The 23,009-nt window shown below is 72.8% G+C and carries 28 protein-coding genes; 14 read left to right on the top strand and 14 right to left on the bottom strand.

Annotation, left to right across the window (positions count from 1 at the left end; all coding sequences use genetic code 11):
* Positions 1–43 precede the first annotated feature (43 nt).
* A complete protein-coding gene (locus K7I03_RS25655) occupies positions 44–1,516 on the top strand; it encodes a hypothetical protein (RefSeq protein ID WP_185943781.1) in 1,473 nt (490 codons plus the stop codon).
* Here the strand turns inward: K7I03_RS25655 and K7I03_RS25650 are convergent.
* Positions 1,497–1,733: a DUF397 domain-containing protein gene (locus K7I03_RS25650; protein ID WP_185943780.1), complete on the bottom strand. Its 237-nt coding sequence runs from the start codon at positions 1,731–1,733 to the stop codon at positions 1,497–1,499. The genes K7I03_RS25655 and K7I03_RS25650 overlap by 20 nt on opposite strands.
* A complete protein-coding gene (locus K7I03_RS25645) occupies positions 1,721–2,557 on the bottom strand; it encodes a helix-turn-helix domain-containing protein (RefSeq protein ID WP_185943779.1) in 837 nt (278 codons plus the stop codon). The genes K7I03_RS25650 and K7I03_RS25645 overlap by 13 nt, the downstream gene beginning before the upstream one ends.
* Positions 2,558–2,671: 114 nt before the next feature.
* Here K7I03_RS25645 and K7I03_RS25640 point away from each other — a divergent pair, with 114 nt between their 5' ends.
* The gene (locus K7I03_RS25640; protein ID WP_185943778.1) at positions 2,672–2,983 is read left to right on the top strand and encodes a hypothetical protein; all 312 of its coding nucleotides are present in this window, start codon (positions 2,672–2,674) and stop codon (positions 2,981–2,983) included.
* Positions 2,980–3,141 (top strand): hypothetical protein, encoded by a 162-nt coding sequence (locus tag K7I03_RS25635; protein ID WP_185943777.1) that lies wholly within the window; start codon positions 2,980–2,982, stop codon positions 3,139–3,141. The genes K7I03_RS25640 and K7I03_RS25635 overlap by 4 nt, the downstream gene beginning before the upstream one ends.
* A gap of 15 nt (positions 3,142–3,156) precedes the next feature.
* On the opposite strand, the gene K7I03_RS25630 is transcribed toward K7I03_RS25635, so the two are convergent.
* Complete coding sequence (locus tag K7I03_RS25630; protein ID WP_185943776.1) at positions 3,157–3,567, bottom strand: hypothetical protein; 411 nt, start codon at positions 3,565–3,567, stop codon at positions 3,157–3,159.
* Between the two features lie 175 nt (positions 3,568–3,742).
* A complete protein-coding gene (locus K7I03_RS25625) occupies positions 3,743–4,993 on the bottom strand; it encodes an alpha/beta hydrolase family protein (RefSeq protein WP_185943775.1) in 1,251 nt (416 codons plus the stop codon).
* 261 nt (positions 4,994–5,254) lie between these two features.
* Here K7I03_RS25625 and K7I03_RS25620 point away from each other — a divergent pair, with 261 nt between their 5' ends.
* The 3 genes from K7I03_RS25620 (at position 5,255) to K7I03_RS25610 (ending at position 7,560) form a co-directional block, all read left to right on the top strand.
* A complete protein-coding gene (locus K7I03_RS25620; RefSeq protein ID WP_185943774.1) occupies positions 5,255–5,452 on the top strand; it encodes a hypothetical protein in 198 nt (65 codons plus the stop codon).
* Between the two features lie 48 nt (positions 5,453–5,500).
* Complete coding sequence (locus K7I03_RS25615; RefSeq protein WP_185943773.1) at positions 5,501–6,274, top strand: AraC family transcriptional regulator; 774 nt, start codon at positions 5,501–5,503, stop codon at positions 6,272–6,274.
* A gap of 89 nt (positions 6,275–6,363) precedes the next feature.
* The gene (locus K7I03_RS25610; protein ID WP_185943772.1) at positions 6,364–7,560 is read left to right on the top strand and encodes a 4-hydroxybenzoate 3-monooxygenase; all 1,197 of its coding nucleotides are present in this window, start codon (positions 6,364–6,366) and stop codon (positions 7,558–7,560) included.
* Positions 7,561–7,687: 127 nt separating this feature from the next.
* Here K7I03_RS25610 and K7I03_RS25605 read toward each other — a convergent pair whose 3' ends face one another.
* Together K7I03_RS25605 and K7I03_RS25600 are read right to left on the bottom strand one after the other, a co-directional pair.
* Positions 7,688–7,882 carry a hypothetical protein gene (locus tag K7I03_RS25605; protein ID WP_185943771.1) on the bottom strand — a complete coding sequence of 65 codons (195 nt, stop codon included), beginning with the start codon at positions 7,880–7,882 and terminating at the stop codon, positions 7,688–7,690.
* Positions 7,879–8,283: a RidA family protein gene (locus K7I03_RS25600; protein WP_185943770.1), complete on the bottom strand. Its 405-nt coding sequence runs from the start codon at positions 8,281–8,283 to the stop codon at positions 7,879–7,881. Before K7I03_RS25600 ends, K7I03_RS25605 begins: the two co-directional genes overlap by 4 nt.
* A gap of 72 nt (positions 8,284–8,355) precedes the next feature.
* Here K7I03_RS25600 and K7I03_RS25595 point away from each other — a divergent pair, with 72 nt between their 5' ends.
* The 4 genes from K7I03_RS25595 to K7I03_RS25580 all read left to right on the top strand — a co-directional run bounded on the left by K7I03_RS25595 (position 8,356) and on the right by K7I03_RS25580 (position 12,175).
* The gene (locus K7I03_RS25595) at positions 8,356–9,252 is read left to right on the top strand and encodes a LysR family transcriptional regulator (RefSeq protein WP_185943769.1); all 897 of its coding nucleotides are present in this window, start codon (positions 8,356–8,358) and stop codon (positions 9,250–9,252) included.
* Positions 9,253–9,408: 156 nt separating this feature from the next.
* The gene (locus K7I03_RS25590) at positions 9,409–10,581 is read left to right on the top strand and encodes a serine hydrolase domain-containing protein (RefSeq protein ID WP_185943768.1); all 1,173 of its coding nucleotides are present in this window, start codon (positions 9,409–9,411) and stop codon (positions 10,579–10,581) included.
* Positions 10,582–10,656: 75 nt separating this feature from the next.
* The gene (locus K7I03_RS25585) at positions 10,657–11,235 is read left to right on the top strand and encodes a TetR/AcrR family transcriptional regulator (RefSeq protein ID WP_185943767.1); all 579 of its coding nucleotides are present in this window, start codon (positions 10,657–10,659) and stop codon (positions 11,233–11,235) included.
* 58 nt (positions 11,236–11,293) lie between these two features.
* Positions 11,294–12,175: an alpha/beta fold hydrolase gene (locus tag K7I03_RS25580; RefSeq protein ID WP_185943766.1), complete on the top strand. Its 882-nt coding sequence runs from the start codon at positions 11,294–11,296 to the stop codon at positions 12,173–12,175.
* A 251-nt stretch (positions 12,176–12,426) separates the two neighbouring features.
* On the opposite strand, the gene K7I03_RS25575 is transcribed toward K7I03_RS25580, so the two are convergent.
* Positions 12,427–13,152: an ABC transporter permease gene (locus K7I03_RS25575; RefSeq protein WP_224347613.1), complete on the bottom strand. Its 726-nt coding sequence runs from the start codon at positions 13,150–13,152 to the stop codon at positions 12,427–12,429.
* Positions 13,152–14,141 carry an ABC transporter ATP-binding protein gene (locus tag K7I03_RS25570; RefSeq protein ID WP_224347211.1) on the bottom strand — a complete coding sequence of 330 codons (990 nt, stop codon included), beginning with the start codon at positions 14,139–14,141 and terminating at the stop codon, positions 13,152–13,154. The genes K7I03_RS25575 and K7I03_RS25570 overlap by 1 nt, the downstream gene beginning before the upstream one ends.
* A gap of 162 nt (positions 14,142–14,303) precedes the next feature.
* Between K7I03_RS25570 and K7I03_RS25565 the strand changes: the two genes are divergently transcribed.
* Together K7I03_RS25565 and K7I03_RS25560 are read left to right on the top strand one after the other, a co-directional pair.
* Positions 14,304–14,861 (top strand): hypothetical protein, encoded by a 558-nt coding sequence (locus K7I03_RS25565; protein WP_185943764.1) that lies wholly within the window; start codon positions 14,304–14,306, stop codon positions 14,859–14,861.
* A gap of 1 nt (position 14,862) precedes the next feature.
* Positions 14,863–16,131, top strand: a complete 1,269-nt coding sequence (locus tag K7I03_RS25560; protein ID WP_185943763.1) for a M48 family metalloprotease — start codon at positions 14,863–14,865, stop codon at positions 16,129–16,131.
* 23 nt (positions 16,132–16,154) lie between these two features.
* Here K7I03_RS25560 and K7I03_RS25555 read toward each other — a convergent pair whose 3' ends face one another.
* Positions 16,155–16,661: a DUF6624 domain-containing protein gene (locus tag K7I03_RS25555; RefSeq protein WP_185943762.1), complete on the bottom strand. Its 507-nt coding sequence runs from the start codon at positions 16,659–16,661 to the stop codon at positions 16,155–16,157.
* 185 nt (positions 16,662–16,846) lie between these two features.
* Between K7I03_RS25555 and K7I03_RS25550 the strand changes: the two genes are divergently transcribed.
* On the top strand, positions 16,847–17,272 hold the full coding sequence (locus K7I03_RS25550) for a pyridoxamine 5'-phosphate oxidase family protein (protein WP_185943761.1): 426 nt from the start codon (positions 16,847–16,849) through the stop codon (positions 17,270–17,272).
* A gap of 69 nt (positions 17,273–17,341) precedes the next feature.
* Here K7I03_RS25550 and K7I03_RS25545 read toward each other — a convergent pair whose 3' ends face one another.
* Positions 17,342–18,316: an NADP-dependent oxidoreductase gene (locus K7I03_RS25545; RefSeq protein ID WP_224347210.1), complete on the bottom strand. Its 975-nt coding sequence runs from the start codon at positions 18,314–18,316 to the stop codon at positions 17,342–17,344.
* A gap of 242 nt (positions 18,317–18,558) precedes the next feature.
* On the opposite strand from K7I03_RS25545, the gene K7I03_RS25540 reads away from it, so the two are divergent.
* The gene (locus K7I03_RS25540) at positions 18,559–19,548 is read left to right on the top strand and encodes a GlxA family transcriptional regulator (RefSeq protein WP_185943760.1); all 990 of its coding nucleotides are present in this window, start codon (positions 18,559–18,561) and stop codon (positions 19,546–19,548) included.
* A gap of 121 nt (positions 19,549–19,669) precedes the next feature.
* Here the strand turns inward: K7I03_RS25540 and K7I03_RS25535 are convergent, their stop codons facing one another.
* From K7I03_RS25535 to K7I03_RS25520, 4 genes are all read right to left on the bottom strand, one after another.
* The gene (locus tag K7I03_RS25535; RefSeq protein ID WP_185943759.1) at positions 19,670–20,404 is read right to left on the bottom strand and encodes a tRNA-dependent cyclodipeptide synthase; all 735 of its coding nucleotides are present in this window, start codon (positions 20,402–20,404) and stop codon (positions 19,670–19,672) included.
* A 61-nt stretch (positions 20,405–20,465) separates the two neighbouring features.
* On the bottom strand, positions 20,466–20,768 hold the full coding sequence (locus tag K7I03_RS25530) for a DUF6092 family protein (protein WP_274390179.1): 303 nt from the start codon (positions 20,766–20,768) through the stop codon (positions 20,466–20,468).
* On the bottom strand, positions 20,743–21,324 hold the full coding sequence (locus tag K7I03_RS25525) for a nitroreductase family protein (protein WP_185943757.1): 582 nt from the start codon (positions 21,322–21,324) through the stop codon (positions 20,743–20,745). The genes K7I03_RS25530 and K7I03_RS25525 overlap by 26 nt, the downstream gene beginning before the upstream one ends.
* A gap of 560 nt (positions 21,325–21,884) precedes the next feature.
* Positions 21,885–22,796: a helix-turn-helix domain-containing protein gene (locus tag K7I03_RS25520; protein ID WP_185943756.1), complete on the bottom strand. Its 912-nt coding sequence runs from the start codon at positions 22,794–22,796 to the stop codon at positions 21,885–21,887.
* Positions 22,797–23,009: the final 213 nt, after the last annotated feature.

Below are 23,009 nucleotides of genomic sequence, written 5' to 3'. Positions count from 1 at the left end.
CGCGCCGGACACCGTCCACACGCTCCAGCGAAGGAGGATCCCCATGCCGTCGAACACCCCTGCCCCGAACGGCGACCCCGCCGCCCCGCCCGTCGCACCCGCCGCAGGCCGGAACCCCAACCTGGTCAAGGACGGCGGCTTCCAGGCCGGCCCCCGCTTCAACGCCACCGAATGCGGCTACAGTCAGGCCGTGGCCGTCGGCGGCGACAACGTCCGCCTCGTCTACTGGGACTACGGCGCCAGCGGAAACAGCAACGGCCAGCCCGGCGCCAACCCCGGCGACTACATCGACATCGACAGCCACGAGTACTCCTTCGCCCAGAGCGACGCCGCCGGCGAGGTCGACGGCAGCAACTCCATCGACCTGGTCGGCCGCGGCAACTCCCGCCACGGCTTCGTCGGCCAGCACCTCACCGGCCTGGCTCCCGGCGCCCAGTACGACGTCACCTTCTGGGCCAGCTCCCCCTGGTACAACGAGCCGCCGCACTACACGTCGATGCACTACAGCGTCACGGACGGCAGGCTCCGCGAGGGCGGCAAGTCGCTCGACAGCGACTACATCGCCGTCCCACAGGCGCGCAACGACCCCATCCCCGGCGGCAGCTGGCGCCGGCAGTGGAAGCAGTACCGCAAGTCCTTCGTCGCCCAGTCCCCCGACGCGTACCTCGCCTTCACGGACGAGACCGCCGACGGCTACTGGACGGGCACCATGCTCGCCTGCGTCACCGTACGCCTCTCCGCGCCCGCCCACGACTACCGCATCGCCGGCACCGAACCGGAGAGCTCCGCCGAACACCCCCTCTCCGCCCCCAAGGACACCCCCTTCGGCGCCTTCCGCGTCCGCTTCCTCGACGAGACCAACCAGCCCCTCTCCGGCCAGGACGTCACCCTCCGCCTGGAACCCCACTCCACCGGCTCCCACTTCTCCTACGGCGGCCAGGCCCCGCTGACGTACTCCGCCAAGACGGACGCGGGCGGCTGGCTCGCCATCCCCGCCGGCACGCTCCAGGCCGGACCCCAGGAAGGCCCGATGCAGATCACCGCCCAACTGCGCGGTGCGGATCTCGTCGGCCAGATCGACCTGCGGGTCGGCGCCGCCGCCTCCCGCTTCACCGTCTCCCCCGGCGGCACTCCCGTCACGGTGACCCACGCCGGCGAGACCCGCTACCCGGGCGTCGAGGTACGCGCCGACTCCGACCAGGCCATCCCGCCGCAGAAGGTCCGGGTGACCCTCCCCTCCTGCCCGGGCCTCGCCTTCGTCCCCGAAGGCGGCTACCAACTCACCATCATGGACGCCCGCCTCGCCACCACGACCTACACGGGCACCCTCCAGCCCGACGGGCAGACCCTCACCTTCGAGGGCGTCTACCTCGCCCTCCACGGCAAGGGCGCGGTGTCCGCCGCCTGGGTCGCGATCAAGGCTCTACCGAACGCACCCGTCCCGGAGGACCTGACACTGACCTTCCGCATCGGCGACCAGACGTCTCCGTCGACGCTCATCCACGTACGGGCGTGAGGGGCGCCTCCGCTCCGGGGCGCGGCAGCGCTTCGGAGCGGAGCGCCTGGGTGAAGGCGCGCCAGGTGGTGGTGGGGAAATGGAGGCGGGAGGAGTACGGGTACTTGCTGTCTCTTATCGAGACAAGGCCAGGTATGTCGTCCGACGCTTCGATGCAATCACCTTCACCGTCGCTGTAACTGCTTTTGCACCACTCCGCATGGATCAGCTCGTGCATGCGTCGTACTCCTCCACAATTCGCTCGATCATGGCGATCGACGGACCGATGGGCAGCGCCGCGGCACGGACCAGGTCGTAGCGGTGGGAATGCCGCGCCACCGTCATCCCATCTCTCACGAGCTGGCCTTGCAAGCCGCCTTCGAGGTAAGCCATGCGGGGAGCGTTCCTGAAAGACAGCAAGGTCAACGATCCGCCCATGGCCGAGTGGCAACCCGCCGAGAAGGGCAGAATCTGCACTTCGACACTGGGCGCCTTCGCTGCGTCCAGGACATGGAGTAGTTGGTCACGCATGACGGCGGGGCCACCGACAGGACGCCGAACAACCGCCTCGTCCAACACCACCCACAGCAGAGGCGGGTCCGCCCGGCGGAGAATTTTCTGGCGGCCCAGCCGCGCCGCGACCTTCGCGTCGAGCTCGCCCTTGGACAGCCAGGGCTGTCCTCGTCCCATCAACTCCCTGGCGTACGCCTCGGTCTGCAAGAGTCCGGGGATGCTGTGCGCCAGGTACTTGTGCATGGCGATGGCCTTCGCCTCGTACTCCAGATACTTCCGGAACCAGTCGGGGACGGGTGCTCTCTCGATGTACTCCCTGAGCTCGATCAGGTCGCCGTCGGCCCCCAGCAGCTCATCCAGTCGGTCCGAGACCTTCTTGCTCGGGACCTCCTTGCCGAGCTCGAACTGGGCAATGCGGCTATGGGCGATGGGGACTCTGCCCCCCAGCTGCCTCTGGGTCCACCCGGCTCTCCGGCGAAGTCTTCTCAACTTTGAGCCGTACAGGGCGGGCAGGGACCTAAAGGGGTCAAGCTGCTTCGGTGGGGGCACGGCTGCCGTCCGTTTACGCGTAGCGATGCTGAAAACGTTACCGCTGGTGAGCGTAGCGCCACTGCGCGAAGCTGAGAACGGAATCACGGCAACCCCACCCCACGGAGTACCCCCATGCCCAGTGACCACCGCTGCCCCGACGCCACCCCCCACCTCCCCGACCTCCCCGCCCTCCGGGAGACCGCCGCCCGCGTGGCGGCCGAGCTGCACGACGCGCTCGCGTCGTACGGGCTGGACGTGCGCGTCATCCCGGAACCGCCCCTGAACGGCCGGGTGTTCGTCTCGATCCTCGACCCGCTCGGCGGTGAGGAGGCGCGGACGCTGGCCGCCGTGCTGCGTGCGTACAGGGCGACGCGGCCGGAGACGCTGAGCCCGCGCGTCGCGGCCACGAACGCGCGGAGCCGCCGCCGGGACGGCCTGCGGTGAGCGAGCGGGAGGCCGGAGCCGGCTACCGGCCGGAAGGAGGGTGCGCGGAGTGCAGGCGGATCAAGGAGCGGTACTACCGCGCCTGGCGGGCGGGTGACCGGGAGACGGCGGTGGAGCTGACGGCGGAGATGGGCCGCCACCTCCGTCGGGCCCACTAGGGCCCGTCCGAGGAGTCAGCACCCGCCGTTGGTGAACACGTTGATCGCCTGCACGACAACGTCGACAGGGGCGCTGCCGGCCGCCTCGTTCAGCACGGAACCGGACAGGGCGTCGGTGCCGGAAGAAAACTGATGGAGGAGGCAGGCATCCCCGCCTCCCTTCATGCCGCCGATCGGGATCGGCACGTCGGCGCCGCCGCACTGGTTCGTGGGGACCGCCCCGGGCACCGCGACGTGGTTACCGCCGGCGGCACTGCTGAGGGCGTGGGCAGAGCCGCGCGCCGCGGCACCGGCGCGGTTGGCGCACCCGTTGCCGATGGCGGGGGAGAGAAGGCCGCCGCCCAGCCCGCCGGCCTGGGCGGCGCCGGTGGCGGCCTGAGCGGCGGCGGCCAGTACGGAAGCCATGAGAGCGGTACGCGCGAGCATGCGAGAGGTCATACCGGGAGTAACGAACACTCCTATTCCGCGACACGGCGGCACAAGAATGACCAAAGCGACCCTAAGGTGACACCCGCCCGCCGACCCGTCGGACAGGTCGTGCGGGCGGCCATGGGGCCGGCCGTGCGCGTCGTGAGCGCGGCGGCCCACCGCTGTACCGGCCCTACGGGTGGTACACGACCTCCGGGAAGGCCCTCGCCGGTCCGTCGAGCAGGTGGCCGCGGTGCCGGTCGCTCAGGTGGCGGTCGAAGAAGGCGCGCGGATAGGTCTGTTGGATGAGGACGCCGCGGTCGGGGTCGAGGGTGCCGACCTTGGCCTGTATCTGCTGCTCGGTCATGCCCAGCAGCCTGCCCGCCTGGGGGACCAGCGTCATGTCGTCGCCGTACGAGGCGTGTACGGCGCCGGTGGCCTGGACGTCGAGGCGCCACCCGCGCAGGTGGCGCCAGAAGGTCTCGACGTACGGACTGGCGGCCCGGGTATAGGCGGCGGTCATCATCATGAACGGCCGGTCGATGTCGGTGGTGAGGGCGGGGTTCGACTCCATCGGGCCGTCCATGGCGAGGCCGGCGCGGAGGCGCCGGTCGGCGACCATGGCGAGGGCGGTGGCGGTTCCGCCCTTGGACCAGCCGAAGGCACCGATGTTCCGCGCGTCCAGACCGCCGAGCAGGCCGGCGGGCAGGGCGCGGCCGTCGGCGTCGGGGTTGCGTCCGTTGGCGAGGTCGACGACGCGTTCGAGCAGGAAGAGCAGGTCGGCGGCGTAGTCCTTGGGGTACAGCCCCGGGGCGGGGGCGTCCCGGGTGACGACGGTCCCGTCCGGGAACTCGGTGATGCCGTCGTGGGTGTGGTCGACGGCGACGACGGCGAAGCCGTGGCTGGCCAACTCCTGGACCACGATGGTGTGGTCGGCGCGGTGGCTGCCCGCGCCGTGTGAGTACAGGACGACGGGCAGCGGCCGGCCGGTCCGGTGGACGGGCGCGCTCCGGTGGCCGGCGGTGAGCGGGGCGAGCGCGGGAGGGAGCGGAAAGCCGACGGCGTCGAGGAAGGCTTTCAGGGCGCCCTCGGTCAACCAGGGGGCGAGCGGGTATGCGTCGGCGTCCGCGGCCCGGGCCGGGTACCAGACGGTGGCCATCAGCTCGCGGAACCGTCCAGGTCTGGCGTTCGGGTCGAGCCTGGACTCGTCGCGCAGGTGCAGCGGCACCATGCCCACCGGGAAGGGGCCGGTGGGAGCGGGCAGGGTGAGCCGCGCTGGGGAACCGGTGCCGCCGGAGGGAACGGTGCCGGCGGAGGCGGGAGCGGCCGGGGCGGTGTGGGCAAGGCCCAGCGGTGCCACGGCGCCCACGCCCAGGGCGAGGGCGGCGCCGAGCATGCGGCGGCGGGTCGGCCCGGTACGGCGTGTGGTCGGCGTGGTGTCCATGCGCGGCATGCTGGCACGAGGGCGGGCGGGCGGCATCAGCCCGCCGATTGGTTGGCTGTCACCTCGTGTTGGCCCACGGGTTGACCTCCCCGGGCCGATGCGGAACAGGCGCGGACGGCAGCCCCCGACCGAGCGAATGCGGTCACTCACACGAGGGTGGTCCGTCAACAGCTATGGACCGGGAGGCGTGAGAGCGGGACAACGACCTCACGAGCATCCAGGAGCCGAGTCCACCTCGCTCCCCGGCTACAAGGAGTCGACATGCGCCGTATCACCGCCGCCGTCTTCGCGGCTCTCCTCACCGCCTCGCTGGCGGGACTCGCGGGCACGGCCGTGGCCGCGCCCACGACCGTCACGGGCAACCAGTGCATGCTCGGCGGCGGGGAGGTCCGCGTGATCTCGCCGAGCCTGAAAGTCTGCGTCGGCGGCATTTTCGACGGCCAGCGGGTCGTCGGCTGACGGATCCCGTCCCTGACGCGCGAACTCCGGTCGGTACGCTCGTCACCCGTGCCTCGCATCCACCGGAAGCCCGACCTCGACCATCCGGCCCCGGACAAGCGCGGGCTGCTCGCCCACGGAGACGGCGTGGCGCCCCACAGCCACGCCGAAGGGCAGTTGCTGTACCCGGCGACGGGGGTCCTCGCCACCACGACGGAACGCGGCACCTGGGTCACCCCGCCCAACCGCGTCACCTGGACACCCCCGGGCTTCGAGCACCACCACCGCGCGTACGGGCGGACGGACGTCCGGGTGGTGGAGATCTCCGGCGCGCTGTGCGCCGCGCTGCCGGACCGGCCCATGGTCTTCACCACGTCACCGCTGCTGCGTGAGGCCCTGCTGGTCCTCACCGGTGACCGCGAACTGCGGCCGGACGCGCGGGCGCGGCTCCGGGAGGTGGTCGTCGACGAGCTCGTCGACGTACCGGATGAAGGCCTGTACCTTCCGGAGCCGTCCGACGACCGCCTCCGCGCGGTCACGGACCTCCTCCACGCCGATCCCGCGACGCCCGCGACGCTGGCGGAGCTGGGACGGACGGTCGGGGCGAGCGAACGGACCCTGAGCCGCCTGTTCGCGACCGAGTTGGGGATGAGCTTCCAACGGTGGCGGAGCCTGCTGCGGGTGCAGCACGCGCTGGTCGGGCTGGCCGAAGGGGACGCGGTCATCGACACGGCCACCCGGCTGGGCTGGGCCAACCCCACCAGTTTCATAGAGGCGTTCACCGCGATCGTCGGCCAGACGCCCGGGCGGTACCGGACGGAACTCCGCCGCGCCGAGCGGTGAGCCCTCCCCTCCCCCGCCTTGGCGGGTTTCCGGAACACCTTGTCCGTATGCCGGTGCCGCGCAGAACGCCGCCTCGTGAGCATGGAGGCATGACCACCGACACAGACACCGAGACGACCACCGTGGTGATCGTGGGAGCGGGCGTCGCCGGCCTCACCCTCGGAAACCTCCTGCTGCGCAAGGGAATCGACTGCGTCATCCTGGAGAAGCGCGACCGCGCGTACGTCGAGCAGCGGCAGCGCGCCGGAGCCCTCGACACCAGGGCGTCCCGCATGTTCCGGGAGTGGGGGCTCGCGGACCGGGTGATCGGCGGGGTACCCCTGCAACCCGTGCTGAACTTCCGGATCGACGGCGAGACGCGCCCGCTCGCCCTCGTACGGGACGACGGCGACGGCGGCGGGCGCTTCTGCCCGCAGCAGGTCCTCGTCCGGAACCTCATCGACGTCTTCATCGAGGACGGCGGAGACCTCCGCTTCGGCGCCGCCGACGTCTCGTTCGAGAACATCGCCGACGGTCCGTCCCCGCTCGTCCGCTACCGGGACGGCACCGGTTCGGCGAAGGCGATCCGCTGCGATTTCGTCGCCGGGTGTGACGGTGACCGCGGCGTGAGCAGGACGGCCGTCCCCGACGGGACCCTCACCCGCCATGCCCACGCGTACGGCTACGCGTGGCTGACCGTCCTCGCGGAGGTCCCCGCCCGGCACCAGACCATGATGGCGCTACACCCGCGCGGTTTCGCCGGGCAGTTCGGCCGCGGCCCGCACGCGAGCCGGTTCTACCTGCAGTGCCCGCCCGACAGCACGCTGCCGGAGTGGCCGGAGGAGCGGATCTGGGACGAGCTCGAAACCCGCTTCGGCGAGCCCATGGCCGCCCGGGGCCCGATCAGCAGTGCCCAACTGGTGCCGCTGCGCGGCGTCGTGCACGAGCCGATGAGCCACGGCCGGCTGTACCTGCTCGGCGACGCCGCCCACATCGTCCCTCCCATGAGCGCGAAGGGAATGAACCTGGCCCTGTACGACGCCGAGGTCTTCGCGAACGCCGTCGTCCGCCATCAGACCGAGGACGGCGACACGTCCCTGCTCGACGCCTACTCCCCGACGTGCCTCCGCAACGTGTGGAACTACCAGGCGTTCGCGGCCTGGTGGACCGACCTCGTCCACAACGCGGGCGACGCCTCGTACCAGGGCGAGTTCCGCCACCGGATCGCCCGCGCGGAGTTCGCCCGGCTCTACGAGTCCGGTACGGCGAACCGCCTGCTGAGCGAGTTCATGGCCGGGCTGAACTAGGACCTGCCCGGCGACCGGGCAACGACCGCCGCTCGCTGGTCGGCAGGATGTCGTCCCGGTTCCGCACCGGCCCACCGCGGCGCGACCCACCCGAGCGTTCTCGCAGGGGGAAGGCCGCCTGTGAACGTTACCGGCGGTGGTCGGCGGACGGCGCGCGGGACCGGACGGCCGGCCAGGCGGACGCCGGTCCGGGCGGGCGGCCGGTCGGACCGGGCGGAGAGTGGCCGGTGGGGACCCGGTGTCCCGCCGTACTCACCAGCACGCGGCCGACGTCCGCGAGCCAGGCCACCGTCACCACGGTGGCCATCAGGCTGTGGCTCACGGCGCCGCGCGGGGCGGGACGCGCCGCCGCGCGTACACCTCTATTTCGATCCTCATCCGCGGGTCGGCGAGACCGCACACGAGCATCGTGGCGGCCGGCCGCACGTCGCCGAAGCAGCGGCGCAGAACCGGCCAGCAGGGTTCGAAGTCCTCGCGGTCGGGCAGCAGGTAGCGCACGCGCACCACGTCGGCGAAGGTGCACTCCGCCTCGGCCAGCGCGGCCTGGATGTTGCGCAGGCACTGCTCGGCCTGCTCCACCACGTCGTCGGAGATCGTCATGGTGGCGTAGTCGAACCCGGTCGTCCCGGACACGTGCACCCAGTCGCCGTCGACCACGGCACGGGCATAGCCGATCTGTTCCTCGAAAGTGGAGCCGCTGAGGGTCGCGCGTCGCTCTGTCATGCGCGGAACGCTAAATGAGCGGTACCGATACGTCTAATACGGCTGCGAGTGCTGTCTGATATCTCTGGGCGTATGGAGCGCCCCGAACTTCCCCTGCCGCAGTTGCACGCCTTCGTCGTGCTCGCGGAGGAACTTCACTTCGGCCACGCGGCCGCCCGCCTGGGTATCGCCCAGCCGCCGCTGAGCCAGCAGATCCGCCGGCTGGAGGACAAGGTCGGCCACGCGCTGTTCACCCGCGCCCCCGGGCGCGTCACCCTGACCCCGGCCGGGAGTGAGCTGCTGCCCGCCGCCCGGCGGGCCCTGACGGACCTCGTGGACGGCCTGGCCGCGGCCCGGGCCGTGGGCAGTGGCCGGGCCGGCCGCCTGCGGATCGGCTTCGCCGCCTCCCTCGCGCTGACGGTCCTGCCCGGCCTGCTGCGCACCTTCCGCCACCGGTTTCCCGACGTGCACTTGGACATCCACGAGATGACCACCGCTCCCCAGATCGCCGCCCTGCGTGACGAGTCCATCGACATCGGCCTCCTGCGAGAACCCCCCGCCGACGAGACCGGGCTCGGCTTCAGGACGGTACTCAGCGAGGCTTTCGTGGCCGTGCTGCCGTCCAGCCACCCGCTGGCCCGGCAACGGGTCTTGGATCTCGGACTGTTGGCGGACTCACCCTTCGTGCTGCTGCCCCGCGCGGTCGGCCCGGGGCTGCACGACCAGATCGTCGGCCTGTGCACCGCCGCGGGGTTCACGCCGCGGGTCGTCCAGCGCGCGGTGGAGTGGCAAACCGTGTGCGCCCTCGTGGAAACCGGCCTGGGCGTCTCCCTGGCCCCGGCGAGCATCCGGCGCATCCGCCTCAAAGGTGTCGCCTTCCGCGGGATCGAACCCGGCACCGCCCGCACACGAGTGGCCGTCGCCTGGCGCGAGGACGACCGCGATCCCCTGGTCGCACGCCTGCTGGAGACCATCAGCCAGGGCCCGTAGGGCAGGCCCCAGGCAACGTGTGGGGGCAGCCCCACCCGGTGCCGGGCGGCCGGCCGGATCGCCGGCGGGTGACTGGTGCGGAAATGCTGGGACCGGCGGACGGGGAACCGTTCCCGCCGAAGTGGTCCGGTCTTTCGAGTTCATGGGAGTCGCCGCATGCGCGAGCGGAATGAACAGCGGGTCCGTCCCCGTCCCCCCGGGCGGCGCGGAGTGGTGACGGCGGCGCTCGCGGTGGCCATGGGCATACTCGGGGCGGGGGAGTCGGTGCCACCCGCCTCGGCGGCGTCCTCCGCCACCCGGCACGACGTCGTACAGCAGGGTCTCGACGGGCTCGTGCGCACGGACGGCATGCCCGCCGCCCTGGCCAGTGTCACGGACGGCGAGGGGCGCACCCGTACGTACACCGCGGGCGTCGGCGACCTGGCCACAGGCGCCGAGGTGCCGCGCGACGGGCAGATCCGCATCGGCAGCAACACCAAGGCGTTCACGGCCGTGGTCGTGATGCAGCTCGTCGCGGAGGGGAAGGTGCGGCTCGGTGAGCACATCGACACGTACCTGCCGGGTCTCGTCCACGGTGACGGGATCGACGGCGGCGGCATCACCGTCCGGCAGCTCCTCCAGCACAGAAGCGGACTGCCGAACTACGCAAACTACCTGAGCGACGAGATCCGTCGCTACGAGCCGCGCGAACTCCTCGGCCTCGCCCTCCGGCACAAGGCCGACTTCAAACCCGGCAAGGGCTGGAAGTACAGCAACACCAACTACCTGGTCGCCGGGCTCCTGGTGGAGAAGGTCACCGGACGCCCCCTCGCCGCGGAGATCGAGCGGCGCGTCATCCGGCGCGCCGGACTGCGCCACACGTACTTCCCCGCCCCCGGCGAGCTGCGCATCCGCGGGCCCCACCCCAAGGGCTACGACCGGGCGTCCGAGGGCGCGCCGTTCGTCGACGCCACCGAGTGGGATCCCTCCTGGGCGTGGGCGGCCGGGCAGCTGGTGTCCACCAACTCCGATCTCAACCGCTTCTACTCCGCGCTCCTGCGCGGCCGACTCGTGCCGGAACCGCAGCTCCGGCAGATGCGCGGGACGGTCCCCGCCGGCGACCCCTTCGCCGAAGGCGCCGGCTACGGCCTGGGCCTGGTCAGCACTCCGCTCTCCTGCGGCGGCGTCTACTGGGGGCACGGCGGCAGCATGACGGGGTATGAGACGCGGGGCGGCGTCACCGAGGACGGGCGGGCCGTCAACGTCGCCGTCACCACGCAGCCGGGGAGGGCGGTGCGGAAGCACATGGAGGGGCTCGTGGACAAGGCGCTCTGCTCGGCCCGGCCGTGACACCGGCGCCGGCGGCGCCTGTCGCGCTCCCGCCTCATTCTTGATCGCACGATCCAGAAACGCTACGGTGAACCCATGGCGAGAACCCGGGAGTTCGACACCGAGGCGGTGGTGAGCCGCGCGATGGAGCTGTTCTGGACGCGCGGGTACGAGGCGACCTCGGTGCGCGACCTCGTCCGGCACCTCGGGATCGGGCAGGGGTCCCTGTACGCGGCGTTCGGCGACAAGGACGGCCTCTACCGGGCCGCACTGGAGCACTACCGCAGCACCTTCGCGGCGGCGGCCCTGAGCGGTCTCCAGGAGGGCGCGGACGCCCGCTCGGCGATCCGCGCGCTGCTGATCGAGCGGATCCGGATCGCGGTCGGACACGGCGGGCGGGGCTGCCTGCTGGTCAACGCCGTCGTCGAGCGGCTGCCGGAGGACCGGCCGACCGGGCGCGTCGTGCGGGACGTGCTCGACGCCAACCAGGCCGCGCTCGCCGACCTGCTGCGCGACGCCGCGGAGCGCGGCGAGATCTCGCCGCGGCACGACGCCCAGACCCTGGCCGCCTTCCTCGTCACGTTCCTCAACGGGCTTCTCGTCTCCTCGAAGATCACGCCGGACGCCCGCGCCCTGGAACCCCTCGTGGAGATCGCGCTGACCACGCTCGACTGACTTTTTCACGCCCCGAATCTGTATCGGGCGATCCAGATAGGACCGGAAAGGCGGAAGAATGATCCTCGACCATCACCAGGCGCCCGTCCGCACGGGCCGTGCCGCCGTCAACGGGACGAGCCTGCACTACCGGACGGCCGGATCCGGCCCGGCGGTCGTGCTGCTGCACGGCGTACCGAAGACCGGCTACCACTGGCGGCACCTCGTCCCCAAGCTGACGCCGCACCACACCGTCGTCGTCCCCGACCTCCGCGGCCTCGGCGACTCCGCCCGTCCCGCGGACGGCTACGACTCCGCGACGATGAGCGACGACATCGCCGCGCTGATGGCCCGCCTCGGGCACGACACCTACAGCGTGATCGGAGAGGACTGGGGCGCCGTGATCGGCTACCAGCTGGCCGCCCGGCACCGCGCTCACGCGCGCGCCCTGGTCTTCGCCGAAGCGCTGTTCCCCGGGTTCGGCTTCGAGGACCACACGGCACTCACGCGCGAGAACGTCGGGGCCGGCATGCACTTCTGGCACCTGGGCTTCTACTTCCAGCCGGACGTGCCCGAGATGCTCATCGCCGGACGCGAACGCGAACTGATCACCTACATGATCAAGAACGAGCGCAGCCACCCCGACACCGCCACCCCCGACGCGATCGAGGAGTACGTGCGCTGCTACTCCATGCCCGGCGGAATCCGCGCGATGCTGGCGATCTACCGGGCGATGCTCGTCGACGCCGAGCAGAACCGGCAGGCGGCCCGGAACAAGCTGGACATCCCGGTGCTGGCCCTCGGCGGTTCGGCCTTCATCGGCGACCGCAACGAGTCCCAGATGCGGCTGTTCGCCCACGACGTCACCGGCCACGTCTTCGACGCCGGGCACGATCTCGCCGAGGAAGTACCCGACGAGATGGCGGACGTCGTCCTGCCCTTCCTGGCCGCGCACGGGTAGCCGGGCGGCGGGAGTGCTCCGGGCCACCGGAGGGAACGCCTCCGGCCGCCGGTGGGGAGGCCCCGGGCCGCCGGCGGGAACGTCCCCGGCCGCCGGCGCGGACGGCCCGGGCCGTCCGCGGGAAGGCTGCGGGCCGCCGACACCGACGGCCCGAGCCACCGACAAGACCGCCCCGGACCACCGACGGGAACGCTCCGGGCCGCCGACACCGACGGCCCCAGCCTCCGGCGCGGACGGCCCGGACCCCCGCCTCAGGCCGTCGCGCCGCCCCTGCGGTAGCCGAGGACGGCGAAGGCCGTGAGGCCGGCGCTCCACGCGAGCAGGACGGCCAGGGCCGTCAGGGTCGGGGTGTGGCCGAGGGCGAGGTCGGAGGCGATCTCCTTGTAGCGGTTGACGGGGGTCGCGCCCGAGACGCGGGACAGCCAGTGCGGCAGGTCCCGGGTGTCGATCAGCAGGCCGCCGACCACGGCGAGCAGCAGATAGGAGGCCAGTCCGACGGAGTGCGCCTTGGCGCCCTCGATCAGGTAGCCGCAGCCCAAGGCCAGCATGGCGACGGGCACGATGCCCAGCCACAGCACACCGAGCAGCCCCGCCCATTCCCCGGCGCTCAGGGAGACGCCGTTGACGACCCCCGCCAGCGATCCGACCGCGAGCACCGGGGGCAGCGCCAGGAACATCGCGCTCACCCCGCGCCCGACGACCACCGTGGCGGCGGGCAGCGGGGTCAGCCGCAACTGCCGCAGCCAGCCCGCCTTCTTGTCCTCGGCGATGCCGCCGGACGTGGTCATCACCGCGCCGAGGGCACCGAACCCCGCCATCCCGGCCAGGGTGCGCACCTGCTCCGCGTGCGTGGGGTGACCGCTGCCCATGTGGCTGAAGAGCAGGTACATCACCACCGGAGCGGCGAGGGACGTGATCAGGAAACCGCCGTCGCGCACCGTACGGCGCAGTTCCAGGCGCAGATAGCCGAACAGCATCACAGAGCGCTCCCCGTGTGGGTGTCACCGGTCTCGGAACGGTCGGTACGGTCGGTACGGTCGGAACGGGTGCCGGCACCGGTCAGAGCGGTGAACGCCTCGTCGAGGCCGCCGCCGGTGACCTCGACGTGGCGCAGGGCGCCGCCCTGGGCCAGGGCCGTGACGGTCAGGTCGGCGTCGTCGGTGGCGAGGTGGACGCGCGCGCCGCGCACCTCCACGCCGGTGACGCCGGGCACCCGCGCGAAGGCGCCCGGCTCCCGGCCGTCGAGATCGACGCTGACCCGCCGGCCGCCGGCCCACCGCTTCAGCTCGGCGCCGCTGCCGTCGGCCACGACGGCGCCCCGGGAGATGACGACGATCCGCCGGGCGTACTCGTCGGCCTCCTCCAGGTAGTGGGTGGAGAAAAGGAGGGTGTTGCCGCGGGCGGCGTACGCGGCCATGGCCTGCCACAGTTCCCGGCGCGCGGTGACGTCCAGGGCGGCGGTCGGCTCGTCCAGCACGATCAGCTCGGGGTCGCCGCACAACGCCAGGGCGAAGCGCACCCGTTGGGCCTGTCCGCCGGAGAGCTTGTCGACGCGGCGGTCGGCCAGCCCGGTGAGCCGGGCGACGTCCAGGACCTCGCCGAGCGGCATCGGAGACGGGTAGGTGCCGCGGACGAACGTGAGGAGCTCCCTGACGGTGACGCGCGGGATCAGCCCGCCTTCCTGCGGCATCGCGCCCACCAGCCCGGCGCGCACCGCCTCTTGCGGTGTGCGGCCCAGCAGGCCGATGTGCCCGTCGTCGGGGGCCAGCAGTCCGAGCAGCAGGGCGATGGTGGTGGACTTCCCGGCGCCGTTGGGGCCGAGCAGGGCGACCGTCTCACCGCGGTCGACGGCCAGATCGAGGCCCCGGACGGCGCGGACGTCGCCGTAACTCTTGTTCACGGCAGCGAAGTCGACGGCGGTCCCGGCCCGCCGCGGGGTCCGGGGAGGGAGAACTGATGGGGTCATGCCGACGACCCTAGGGAGTGCCCCACCCGCCCCGGCAGATGCGAACCACCCGTCCTCATCAGGACATTCGTCATCCCCAAAGGGTGATCTCCGTCGTCGCGCGGCACGATGGTCATGGAAAGCCACTGCCGTGCACCGCCGCGTTTCCCTAAGCTCATACATATGCGGTGGCTGGAGGGTGCGCTGTGGGGCGCGTTCGGTGGCTTCGCCATGGAGGCGCTCGACTACATCATCGCCGTGCGCCGGTGGCGCAGACTGCCGTGGAACGTCGACGCGAGCAGCCTCCGGGACGACCGGCAGCCCCTCCCCGCTCCCGACGACCGGCCGGGCGGCGGACTCCCCGCCCCCGGCTTCCTCGCGTACGCCATCGCGGGCCTGCTGCGGGCGGCGGTCGGCTGCGGGGTGGCCGCGGCGGTCACCCGGACGTCCCCGATGGCCATGTCGGCCTGGCTGGCGGTCATGATCGGGGCGACCGCGCCCATGGTCCTGGAGAAGATCACGATGTTCGTGCCGCTCGTCGTGCACGTCGGCAAGGAGGGCATCGCGGCGACGGTCCAGCAGGCGCAGCGGCCGGACGCGGGGCCGCCGCCCGTGAACGGGGTGCCCTCCGCCAAGGCGACGACGGGCCAGGCCGTTCCGCTCGGGGACGGGACGGGCGCCGCCCCGCACAACCCGCACGCCCCGCACGCCCCGCAAGCTCCGCACGAGGGAGGGGTGTGACGTGCGGGCCGACTCCCTCGCGGGCCGCGTCGTCGCGGTCCTGTCGCGACGCGCGCCCGCGTTCCGGGACGCGCCGGGGACGAGCGCGTCCCGGAGCTGGGCGCAGGCCGTGGAACGCGGGCTGGCGCGGGCGGGCCGGAACGAACAAGTCGTCCATAAAAAGCGGCAGTTCACGCACTCCGGCATGGAGGCGGCACTCGTCAACCGCGCCGAGCTGCGCCGGAAGCTCCGGCAGCTCAGCCTTGCCGAGCGTCCGGCGCTGCGCGGAACGGCGGGCGCCGCCGACCAGCCGCTGCCGGCAGCCCCTCGGCCCACCGTCGACCCGGCACCGCCACCGGCACGTGCACCGGGCGAGATCGACGCGCCCGCCGTGCGCACCGCCCGCGCCCTTCGGGTCTCCGGCGTCATCGTCACCGCGCACCAGCGGAGAACGGACGAGTCCGCGGCCCGCCGCCTGCTGCCGCACCTGGCGGGCTTCCTCTGCGGCCTCCTGGTCGTCGTCCTGCTCACGCTGCCCTTCGGTGTCGCGGGCCTCGCCGGTCTGCTCGTATGGCTGGCGGCCGGTCCGCTCTTCCTGCTGAACGCCGCCGAGCGCCGCGCCGCCCGGTGGATCGGCCGCCTCCGCCGCCCGACGCCGGAGGAGTCCCACCGCCTGCAACCGGTATGGCGGGAGGTGCTCGCGCGGGCCGGCCAGTCCCCGGGCCGGGACGACATCTGGGTCGAGGACACGGACCGGCTGTTCGGCAGGATCGCGCCCGGCCGTGTCGTCGGCGTCACCAGCGCCGCGCTGACCCGGCTGTCGAGCGGCGAACTGGCCGCGGTACTGGGACGCGAACCGGGTCGCCGCCGACGCCGCTCCCCCCTCCCCTGGTACTGGTACGCGCTGCCCGGACGCGCCGTCTGGTGGCTCGCCGACGTGATCGTCCTGGGGGCGCGGCGGGTGGCGCGTCCGCTCGGCTACCCGGCCGCCGCGCTGTTCGTGTGCGGTATCGGCCAACTCGCCTTCGTGACGCGGTCGTCGCTGTACGGACTGCCGTGGCTGCTGCTGGCCGTACCCCCGGCCGTGAACATCCTGATCCGGCGGACGGAGCTGCGCGCGGACCGGGACGCGGCCGAGCTCGGGTTCGCGCCCCAGCTCGCCCAGGCCCTGGCGAAGGCCGAGGACGACCGCTCCCCCGCCGGGCTGCTGTCGCCGCGCCCCGACCCGGCCGTCCGACTGGCGCGCCTCCGGCCGTACCTGCGCCCGCCCACGCACCCGCCGAGAGCCTGAACCACCCACACGGAGGGCCGTGCTCAGGGTGCCGGGAACCGGGCCACGTACGTGGCGAACGGCTCGATGCCGACCTCCGCGCGGCGCTCGTCCATCCGCTCGGGGTCCTCGCAGGGCCACGGGACGGGCGCGCCGTCCCGTACGCCGGCGATCTGGGTGCCGTAGACCTGCTCGCGCCCCTCGTTGACGAGGGTGCGGTCGCGGAGGAAGGCGAGTTCGCGGGGCGCGGCGCGTCCCTCGGCGACCGCCTGCTCCAGCAGGCGGAGGGCGCGCCGCTGGACGTCGAGCTGCCGGTCCGCGTGCTGGGCGATCAGCCAGGCCGCCCGGGCCGCGTCGGGGCCGACCAGGTCGGCGGCCGGCCAGCCGTGTGCGTCCATGATCTCGTTCAGCCGGTCGCCGTTCCGGGCGGTCAGGCGCCGCCAGGCCAGTTGCCCGGCGGGGTCCTCGTCGTGCGCGCGGGCGGCGGCCCGGTGGTCGTCGGCGGCCATGCTTTCGAGTTCCGCGGCGAGGGCCGTCATGGCGGCGGTCATCGTTCTGCTCCCCCTAAGGGTTGAGCCGGCAAGGCCGGCAGGTCGGCAAGGGATTTCCCTCACCCTAGGGGGACGAATCCGCCCGAATATCGGCCGCGAGGACGGTGACGGAAGGGCCGGTGCGCGGCGATAATGGATCTGTTCCCGAAAGGCCGGAGCCGCCGGCCGTCGTTAGGGTCGGACGTATGACACTGACGATGCGGGAACGTGAACTGTTTCTGGCGGAGCCCCACATCGGTGCGCTGTCGGTGGCCGAACGGCCGGATCGCGCGCCGCTGACCGTCCCCATCTGGTACCAGTACACGCCGGGTGGCGAGCTGTGGGTGCGGACCGGGCCCGACTCCCGGAAGGCGCGGGCGATCCGGGCGGCGGGCCGGTTCAGCCTGATGGCACAGCGGACGGATCCGACCGTCCGCTACGTGTCCGTCGAGGGCCCGGTGCTCAGGATCGAGGAGGACAGCCCCGAGCGCTCCCGGGAGATGGCCGCGCGCTACCTCCCGGCCGACAAGGTCGACGGCTTCGTCGAGTACGACCGGACGCGGCTCGGCGGGCACGTCCTCGTCTTCATGCGGCCGGAACACTGGATCTCCGCCGACCTGGGCGGCTTCTGAGCCCTCTTGACCGCCGGGGGCCGACGGACCTCCGCCCCCGGCGGGCCACCGCCACCCCCTCCCTCACCCTCAGGGCGTGACAGAGAGGACGATCTTCCCCGTGGTGCGGCCGGTCTCCCCCAGCCGGTGCGCGGCGGCGGCCTCCGCGAGGGGGAACGCTCGGTCGACGATCACCCGCAGCCGCCCGGCCCCGACCAGCGCGCCGAGCTCGCGCAGCCCGGCGTGGTCGGGCTCGACGAGCATGAACAGCGCCCGGATCCCGGCCGCTTCGGCTTCCGCGCGGGGGAAGGCGTCGTCCAGGGGCAGGAGCGAGACGAGCGTCCCGCCCGGGCGCAGGCTGCGCAGCGAACGGGCTGGGCTGTCGCCGCCGAGCGGGTCGACGACCACGTCCACGTCGCGGACGGCCTCGGCGACGTCCTGGGTGCGGTAGTCGACGAGTTCGTCGGCGCCGAGGGAGCGGAGCAGGTCGTGCTTGCCCGCGCGGGCGGTGCCGATCACATGGGCGCCCCGGGCCTTGGCGATCTGGACGGCCAGGTGGCCGACGCCGCCGGCGGCGGCGTGGACGAGGACGCGCCGGCCGGGCCGGACGTCGGCGGTGTCGACCAGGGCCTGCCAGGCGGTGAGCCCGGCCAGCGGCAGGGCACCGGCACGGAGGTGGTCGAGACCGCGCGGGCGCGGGGCGAAGTGGCGGGCCGGGGCGGCGACGTACTCGGCGTAGGCGCCCGCCGGGTGCGGGAAGCGCGGCATGCCGAACACCTCGTCGCCCGGCCGGAACAGGGTGACGCCGTCGCCGGTCTCCTCGACGACGCCCGAGACGTCCCAGCCGAGGACGAACGGGGGCTCGGTGCCGTCGGCGAACGCGCCCCGCGCACGCGTCTTCCAGTCGGCCGGGTTCACCCCCGCCGCGTGCACCCGGACCAGGACCTCGCCCCGGCCGGGCCGGGGGCGGGCCGTCTCGACGACCCTGAGGACGTCGGGGTCTCCGGGGCCGTCCATGGAGACGGCACGCATGGTCGCGGGGGTGGTGGGGGCAGTCAGGGGCATGTGAGGTCCGTTCCTGGGTGGTGTCAGGGTTCGTGGGTGCTTCCCGGGGGCTCGCCGAGTCCGGAGGATCCGCCGGATGCGCTGAACGCACCGGATCCACGGGACCCGTGAGACTCATGGGCCCCACGGGACCCACCGTGGCTCGGCGACGCGAGGTGTCGTCCCCCGGCGCACCACCAGGCTGCCGGGAGGCCCGGCCCCCCAGTAGTGGCCTGATGGCCACGCCCTGAAAGGATCCGGCCATGCACCACGTAGGAGTCCTGGCCCTGGACGGGGTCGTCCCCTTCGAGCTCGGCATACCCGGCCGCGTCTTCGGCGCCGCCCGCGGCGCGGCCGGGGAGCCGCTCTACTCCGTCGCCACGTGCAGCGTCGACGGGGGCCCGGTGCGGACGGAGGCCGACTACGGGCTCACCGTCGCCCACGACGCGTCGCTGCTGGCCCGCGTCGACACCGTCGTCATCCCGCCCTCCCACGACCTGGGTCCGGTCCGGGAGGAGGGCCGGCTGCCGGACGCGCTGCGCGCCGCGCTGGCCGGGATCCGGCCCGGCACCCGCGTCGTGGGCATCTGCACCGCCGCGTACGTCCTGGCCGCCGCCGGGCTGCTCGACCGCCGTCCGGCCACCACCCACTGGCGCGACGCCGACCGGCTGCGCCGGATGTTCCCCACCGTCCGGGTCGACCCCGACGTGCTGTTCGTCGACGACGGCGACGTCCTCACGTCCGCGGGGGTGGCCGCCGGCATCGACCTCTGCCTGCACCTCGTCCGCCGCGACCACGGCAGCCGGATCGTCAACGAGGTCGCGCGGTCCTGTGTGGTGCCGCCCTGGCGGGAGGGCGGTCAGGCGCAGTACATCCGGCGGCCCGTCCCCGAGCCGGCGGCCACCGGCACCGCCCCGGCCCGGGCCTGGGCGGTGGAACACCTCGCCGAGCCCCTCACCCTCGCCGACCTGGCCGCCCGCGCCAACATGAGCGTCCGCACGTTCACCCGCCGCTTCCGCGACGAGACCGGCGCCACCCCCGGCCAGTGGCTGACCCTCCAACGCGTCGAGCTCGCCCGGCACTTGCTGGAGACGACCGACTGGCCCGTCGACGCGGTGGCGCACCGCGCGGGCTTCGGCACCGGCGTCTCGCTGCGCCGGCACCTGCACGCCGCCATCGGGGTCACCCCGCAGGCGTACCGCCGCACGTTCCGGCCGGCGGGGGCGGGAGGAGTGACGGCGGCGTCCGCGTAGGAGAAACGGATCCGTCGGAGAAACGGGCCCGTCAGAGAAACGGGTCCGCCCGTCGCCGTCAAGGGAGATGACGGCGACGGGCGGACCGGCCGGGCGGCGTTCGCTCCGCCGGCGGCCGGGCTCAGATCTCGGCGAGCGACCAGTCCCGGGGGCGGACGATGGCGTAGCCCTGCCCGGGAGCGGCGCGGAAGCCCTCGGGGGATCCCGCGAGGTACTCGGATATGGGCGTCTTCATGTGGTAGAGCACCACGGACGTCGGGACGCCGAAGATGGCCGGGCAGTCGGTGAACAGGGGCGCCTCCGCCTGGACGTAGGCGAGGCCGGCCCGCAGGTGCGCCTCGGTGACGGCGCCGGTGCCGGAGCGGCCTTCGACGACGTCCCGGACCAGCGCCCGGCAGGTGGCGGCGAACTCCGGGTCCTCCCGGAAGGCGCGGTCGGTCTCCCGGCGGACCGCCTGGTAGGCGGGGAGTTCCATGATCTCGGATAAGGCGCGGACGCGGATCCGGGCGCCCTGCGGGCCGAGCCGTTCCCGGGCCCGCTTGATGCGCCGGCGGACGTCCCGGACGGTGGCCTTCACGGACTTGGCCGCGCTCTCGGGCGTACGGCCGTCGGCGAGGAGCATCTCGTCCAACGCGGTGTCCACGTACACGACATCGATGTCCTCGAAGGACCGCTCGGCCCAGTCGAGCAGGCCCGTGAGCCGGTCCTGGTTGAAATAGCTGTTGCCGGCACTCACGCCGATGAGGGCGTGCTCTCCGCGCGGCAGGATGCGCCGGCAGTTCTCGCCGAGCGGCTCCCCGTGCATCTCGATCGCGGGAGCGACCGGGGAAGCGTCCGTCAGCACATGCGGCGACATGTCAGTTCTCCTCCGGAGGGGGGTTCGGGGGTTCCGCCTCGAATGGGGGGAGGCCGGAACGTCAGGACGCCGGGGCGTCCTTCAGCGTCTCGGCCATCTTCGAGCAGAGTTCGTCCAGCACCCGGCCGATGTCCGTGTCGCCGCCCATGGGCGCGAACATGTAGTCGTCCAGGCGCTGCCGCACCTCCGTGAGCCCGGGCGTGCCGCCTCCGGCGTTCTCCAGGATCTCCAGGGTGCGGCGGGCGGCGTCGGCGCAGCGGAACGCGCCGTAGTCGGCGGGCTCGTTGAGGAGCCCCCGGCCGCTGCTCAGCAGGTAGGCGGCGAGCAGCGCGATGTCCTCATGCAACCGGTTCTGCGGTGCCACGGTTCCCCCAGACTTCATAGCTGATGACCTCGTTCTTGTCGCGGCGGTCGGACGGCGTGGGCTCGTGCGCCGGGCGCCCGACGGGCACCAGCAGCACGGGTTCGAGCGCCTCCGGGAGGTGGAGGAGGTCGCGCAGGATCTCCTCGCGGAAGCTGCTCACCGGGCAGCCTCCGAAGCCAAGGGCGTGCGCGGAGAGCAGCAGGTTCTCCACGGCCATGGCCACGCAGAGCTTGGAAATCTCGTAGATCTTGCGGGAGACCTCGCCGGTGAAGCCGGCGGTCAGGCGCCGGTCGACGCAGGCGACGACGACGAAGGCCGGGGTGCCGATGATCCCGGGCGAAAAGGCGCGCAGGAGGCGGACGTTGCGGGGCTCGCGCACCACGACGAACGACCACGCCTGCTTGTTGGAGGCGGTGGGTGCGGCGAGCATGCACTCCAGCATCGCGTCGATGAGCTTGTCGTCGATGGGCTCCGGCGCGTAGTTCCGCAGGACGGTCCGGCTGCGGATCACGCGATGGGTCTCGGGCAGCGTTTCCGGCAAGGTGCTTTGTGGCATCACTTCCCTTTCTCTTGCCACTCGGGCGGCAAACGCCCCTTGTGTATCCCACGGTCACCGGCCGGCTCAAGAAGTCAACACGGCAATATGCCGCGACACCAACCGGAACTGCCTGTTCAGTAAGGAAACGGGCGAATGGCCGAACAGGCGCTACTCAACCGGGCGTTCGTTTGGCAGCAACCAAGCCCGCCGACGGGGCTCCCGGCCGCTCAACGCGCCGGGAGCGCGGGCCTGCCAGACGGGCCGGGGCGCTGTCCAGTACGCCTTTTCGGCCGCGAAACGAAGAGCCCGGCGCGTGCGAACGCGCCGGGCTTGACCGGACTTGACCAAGAAGTCACCGCTTTCCGTCCCGGGATGTGGGATTCCTGACGGTGGCGGCCTCTCCGACGGAGGAGAACCGGGCGCGGCCCGCCGAGTGGCCGGAGGTCGAGCTGTGCGGGGTGGAGCCGGCAGGAGCGGCTTGCCGACGCTTGCCGACGCTTGCCGACGCCGATCGGCGGGCGCTGACCCGCTGTTCCGGACCCACGTGCAGGGCACACGCCCAGGGGAACGTCGCGGGCTCAGGCGGTCCCCACGCCGCGACCCTCCGCGGGGCCGGAGGTGGAGCCGGGGGTCGGAGCGGTCATGTCCTGGAGGCCGATGACGGTCAAGAGCCGGAGTTTGTCGGCGGCTTCGCTGTCGGGGGCGGCGGTGAAGACGATGACGCGCAGGTCCGCGCCGTGGACGGAGAGCACGTCGCAGTCGAGTTCGACCGCTCCGACCTGGGGGTGGTCGATGGTCTTGCGTCCGCTGGCGTGGTGCGCGACGGCGGAGCCGTCCCACAGCCGGGCGAAGTCGGCGCTCGATCGCCGCAGGTCGCCGATCACGGCCGCCAGCCGGCGGTCGGCCGGGTAACGCGAGGCGACGTCGCGCAGGTCGGCGACCAGGGAGGCCCGGTGGTCCTCCGGGGAGGGGTGCCGGACCCGGCCGGGGTCGTTGTGGAAGGTGCGCCAGACCAGGTTCGTCTCGCGGCCGGCGCGGCGTCGCGTCTCGCCGTGCAGGGCCGCCCACAGGTCGTTGTGTTCCAGCAGGGTCCAGGCCGCGTCGAAGACGGCCATCGGCACGTCGGAGAGGCGGTCGAGCAGCCGTTGCACGTTAGGGCCGATCAACTGGGGGACGGTTCCGTCGAGTTCGGCGGCGTGGCCGGCGAGTCGGCAGGCCAGCCTGAATTCGGCGTCGGTGAGTCGCAGGGCGCGGGACAGCGCCCGCAGGACGTCGGCGCTGGGGTGCGCGCGGCCCTGTTCGAGGCGTTTGACGTAGTCGGGTGAGACGCCGGCGAGCCAGCCGACCTCCTCGCGGCGCAGTCCTGGTGTGCGGCGGGTGCCTCGGGCGAAGGGGGAGCCGACGTCTTCGGGGCGGACCCGCGCACGCCAGGAGCGCAGCATCGTCGCCAGATCCGGTCCCTCGTTCGCGGCTGCGTTCCCGGTGGTCATGGCCTGATTGTCGACGCACCGCCCGGCTCCCTGGGTGGCCCGACCAGGGCCACGCTGCCCCGGCTCTGGCGGGCCAGACTCGGTTTGGGGCCGGGAGAAAGGGAAGCCGGGCACATCAACGCCGCCGCCCCCGGCACGACCACTACCAACTCGGCGCCGACGAGAGCCAGTCCGTGCAGGACGGAACCGACGCCGTCGTCGCCCACGCCCTGG

This window comes from Streptomyces mobaraensis (assembly GCF_020099395.1).
Lineage (GTDB): Bacteria > Actinomycetota > Actinomycetes > Streptomycetales > Streptomycetaceae > Streptomyces.
This window is presented reverse-complemented; position numbering and strand designations above follow the sequence as displayed.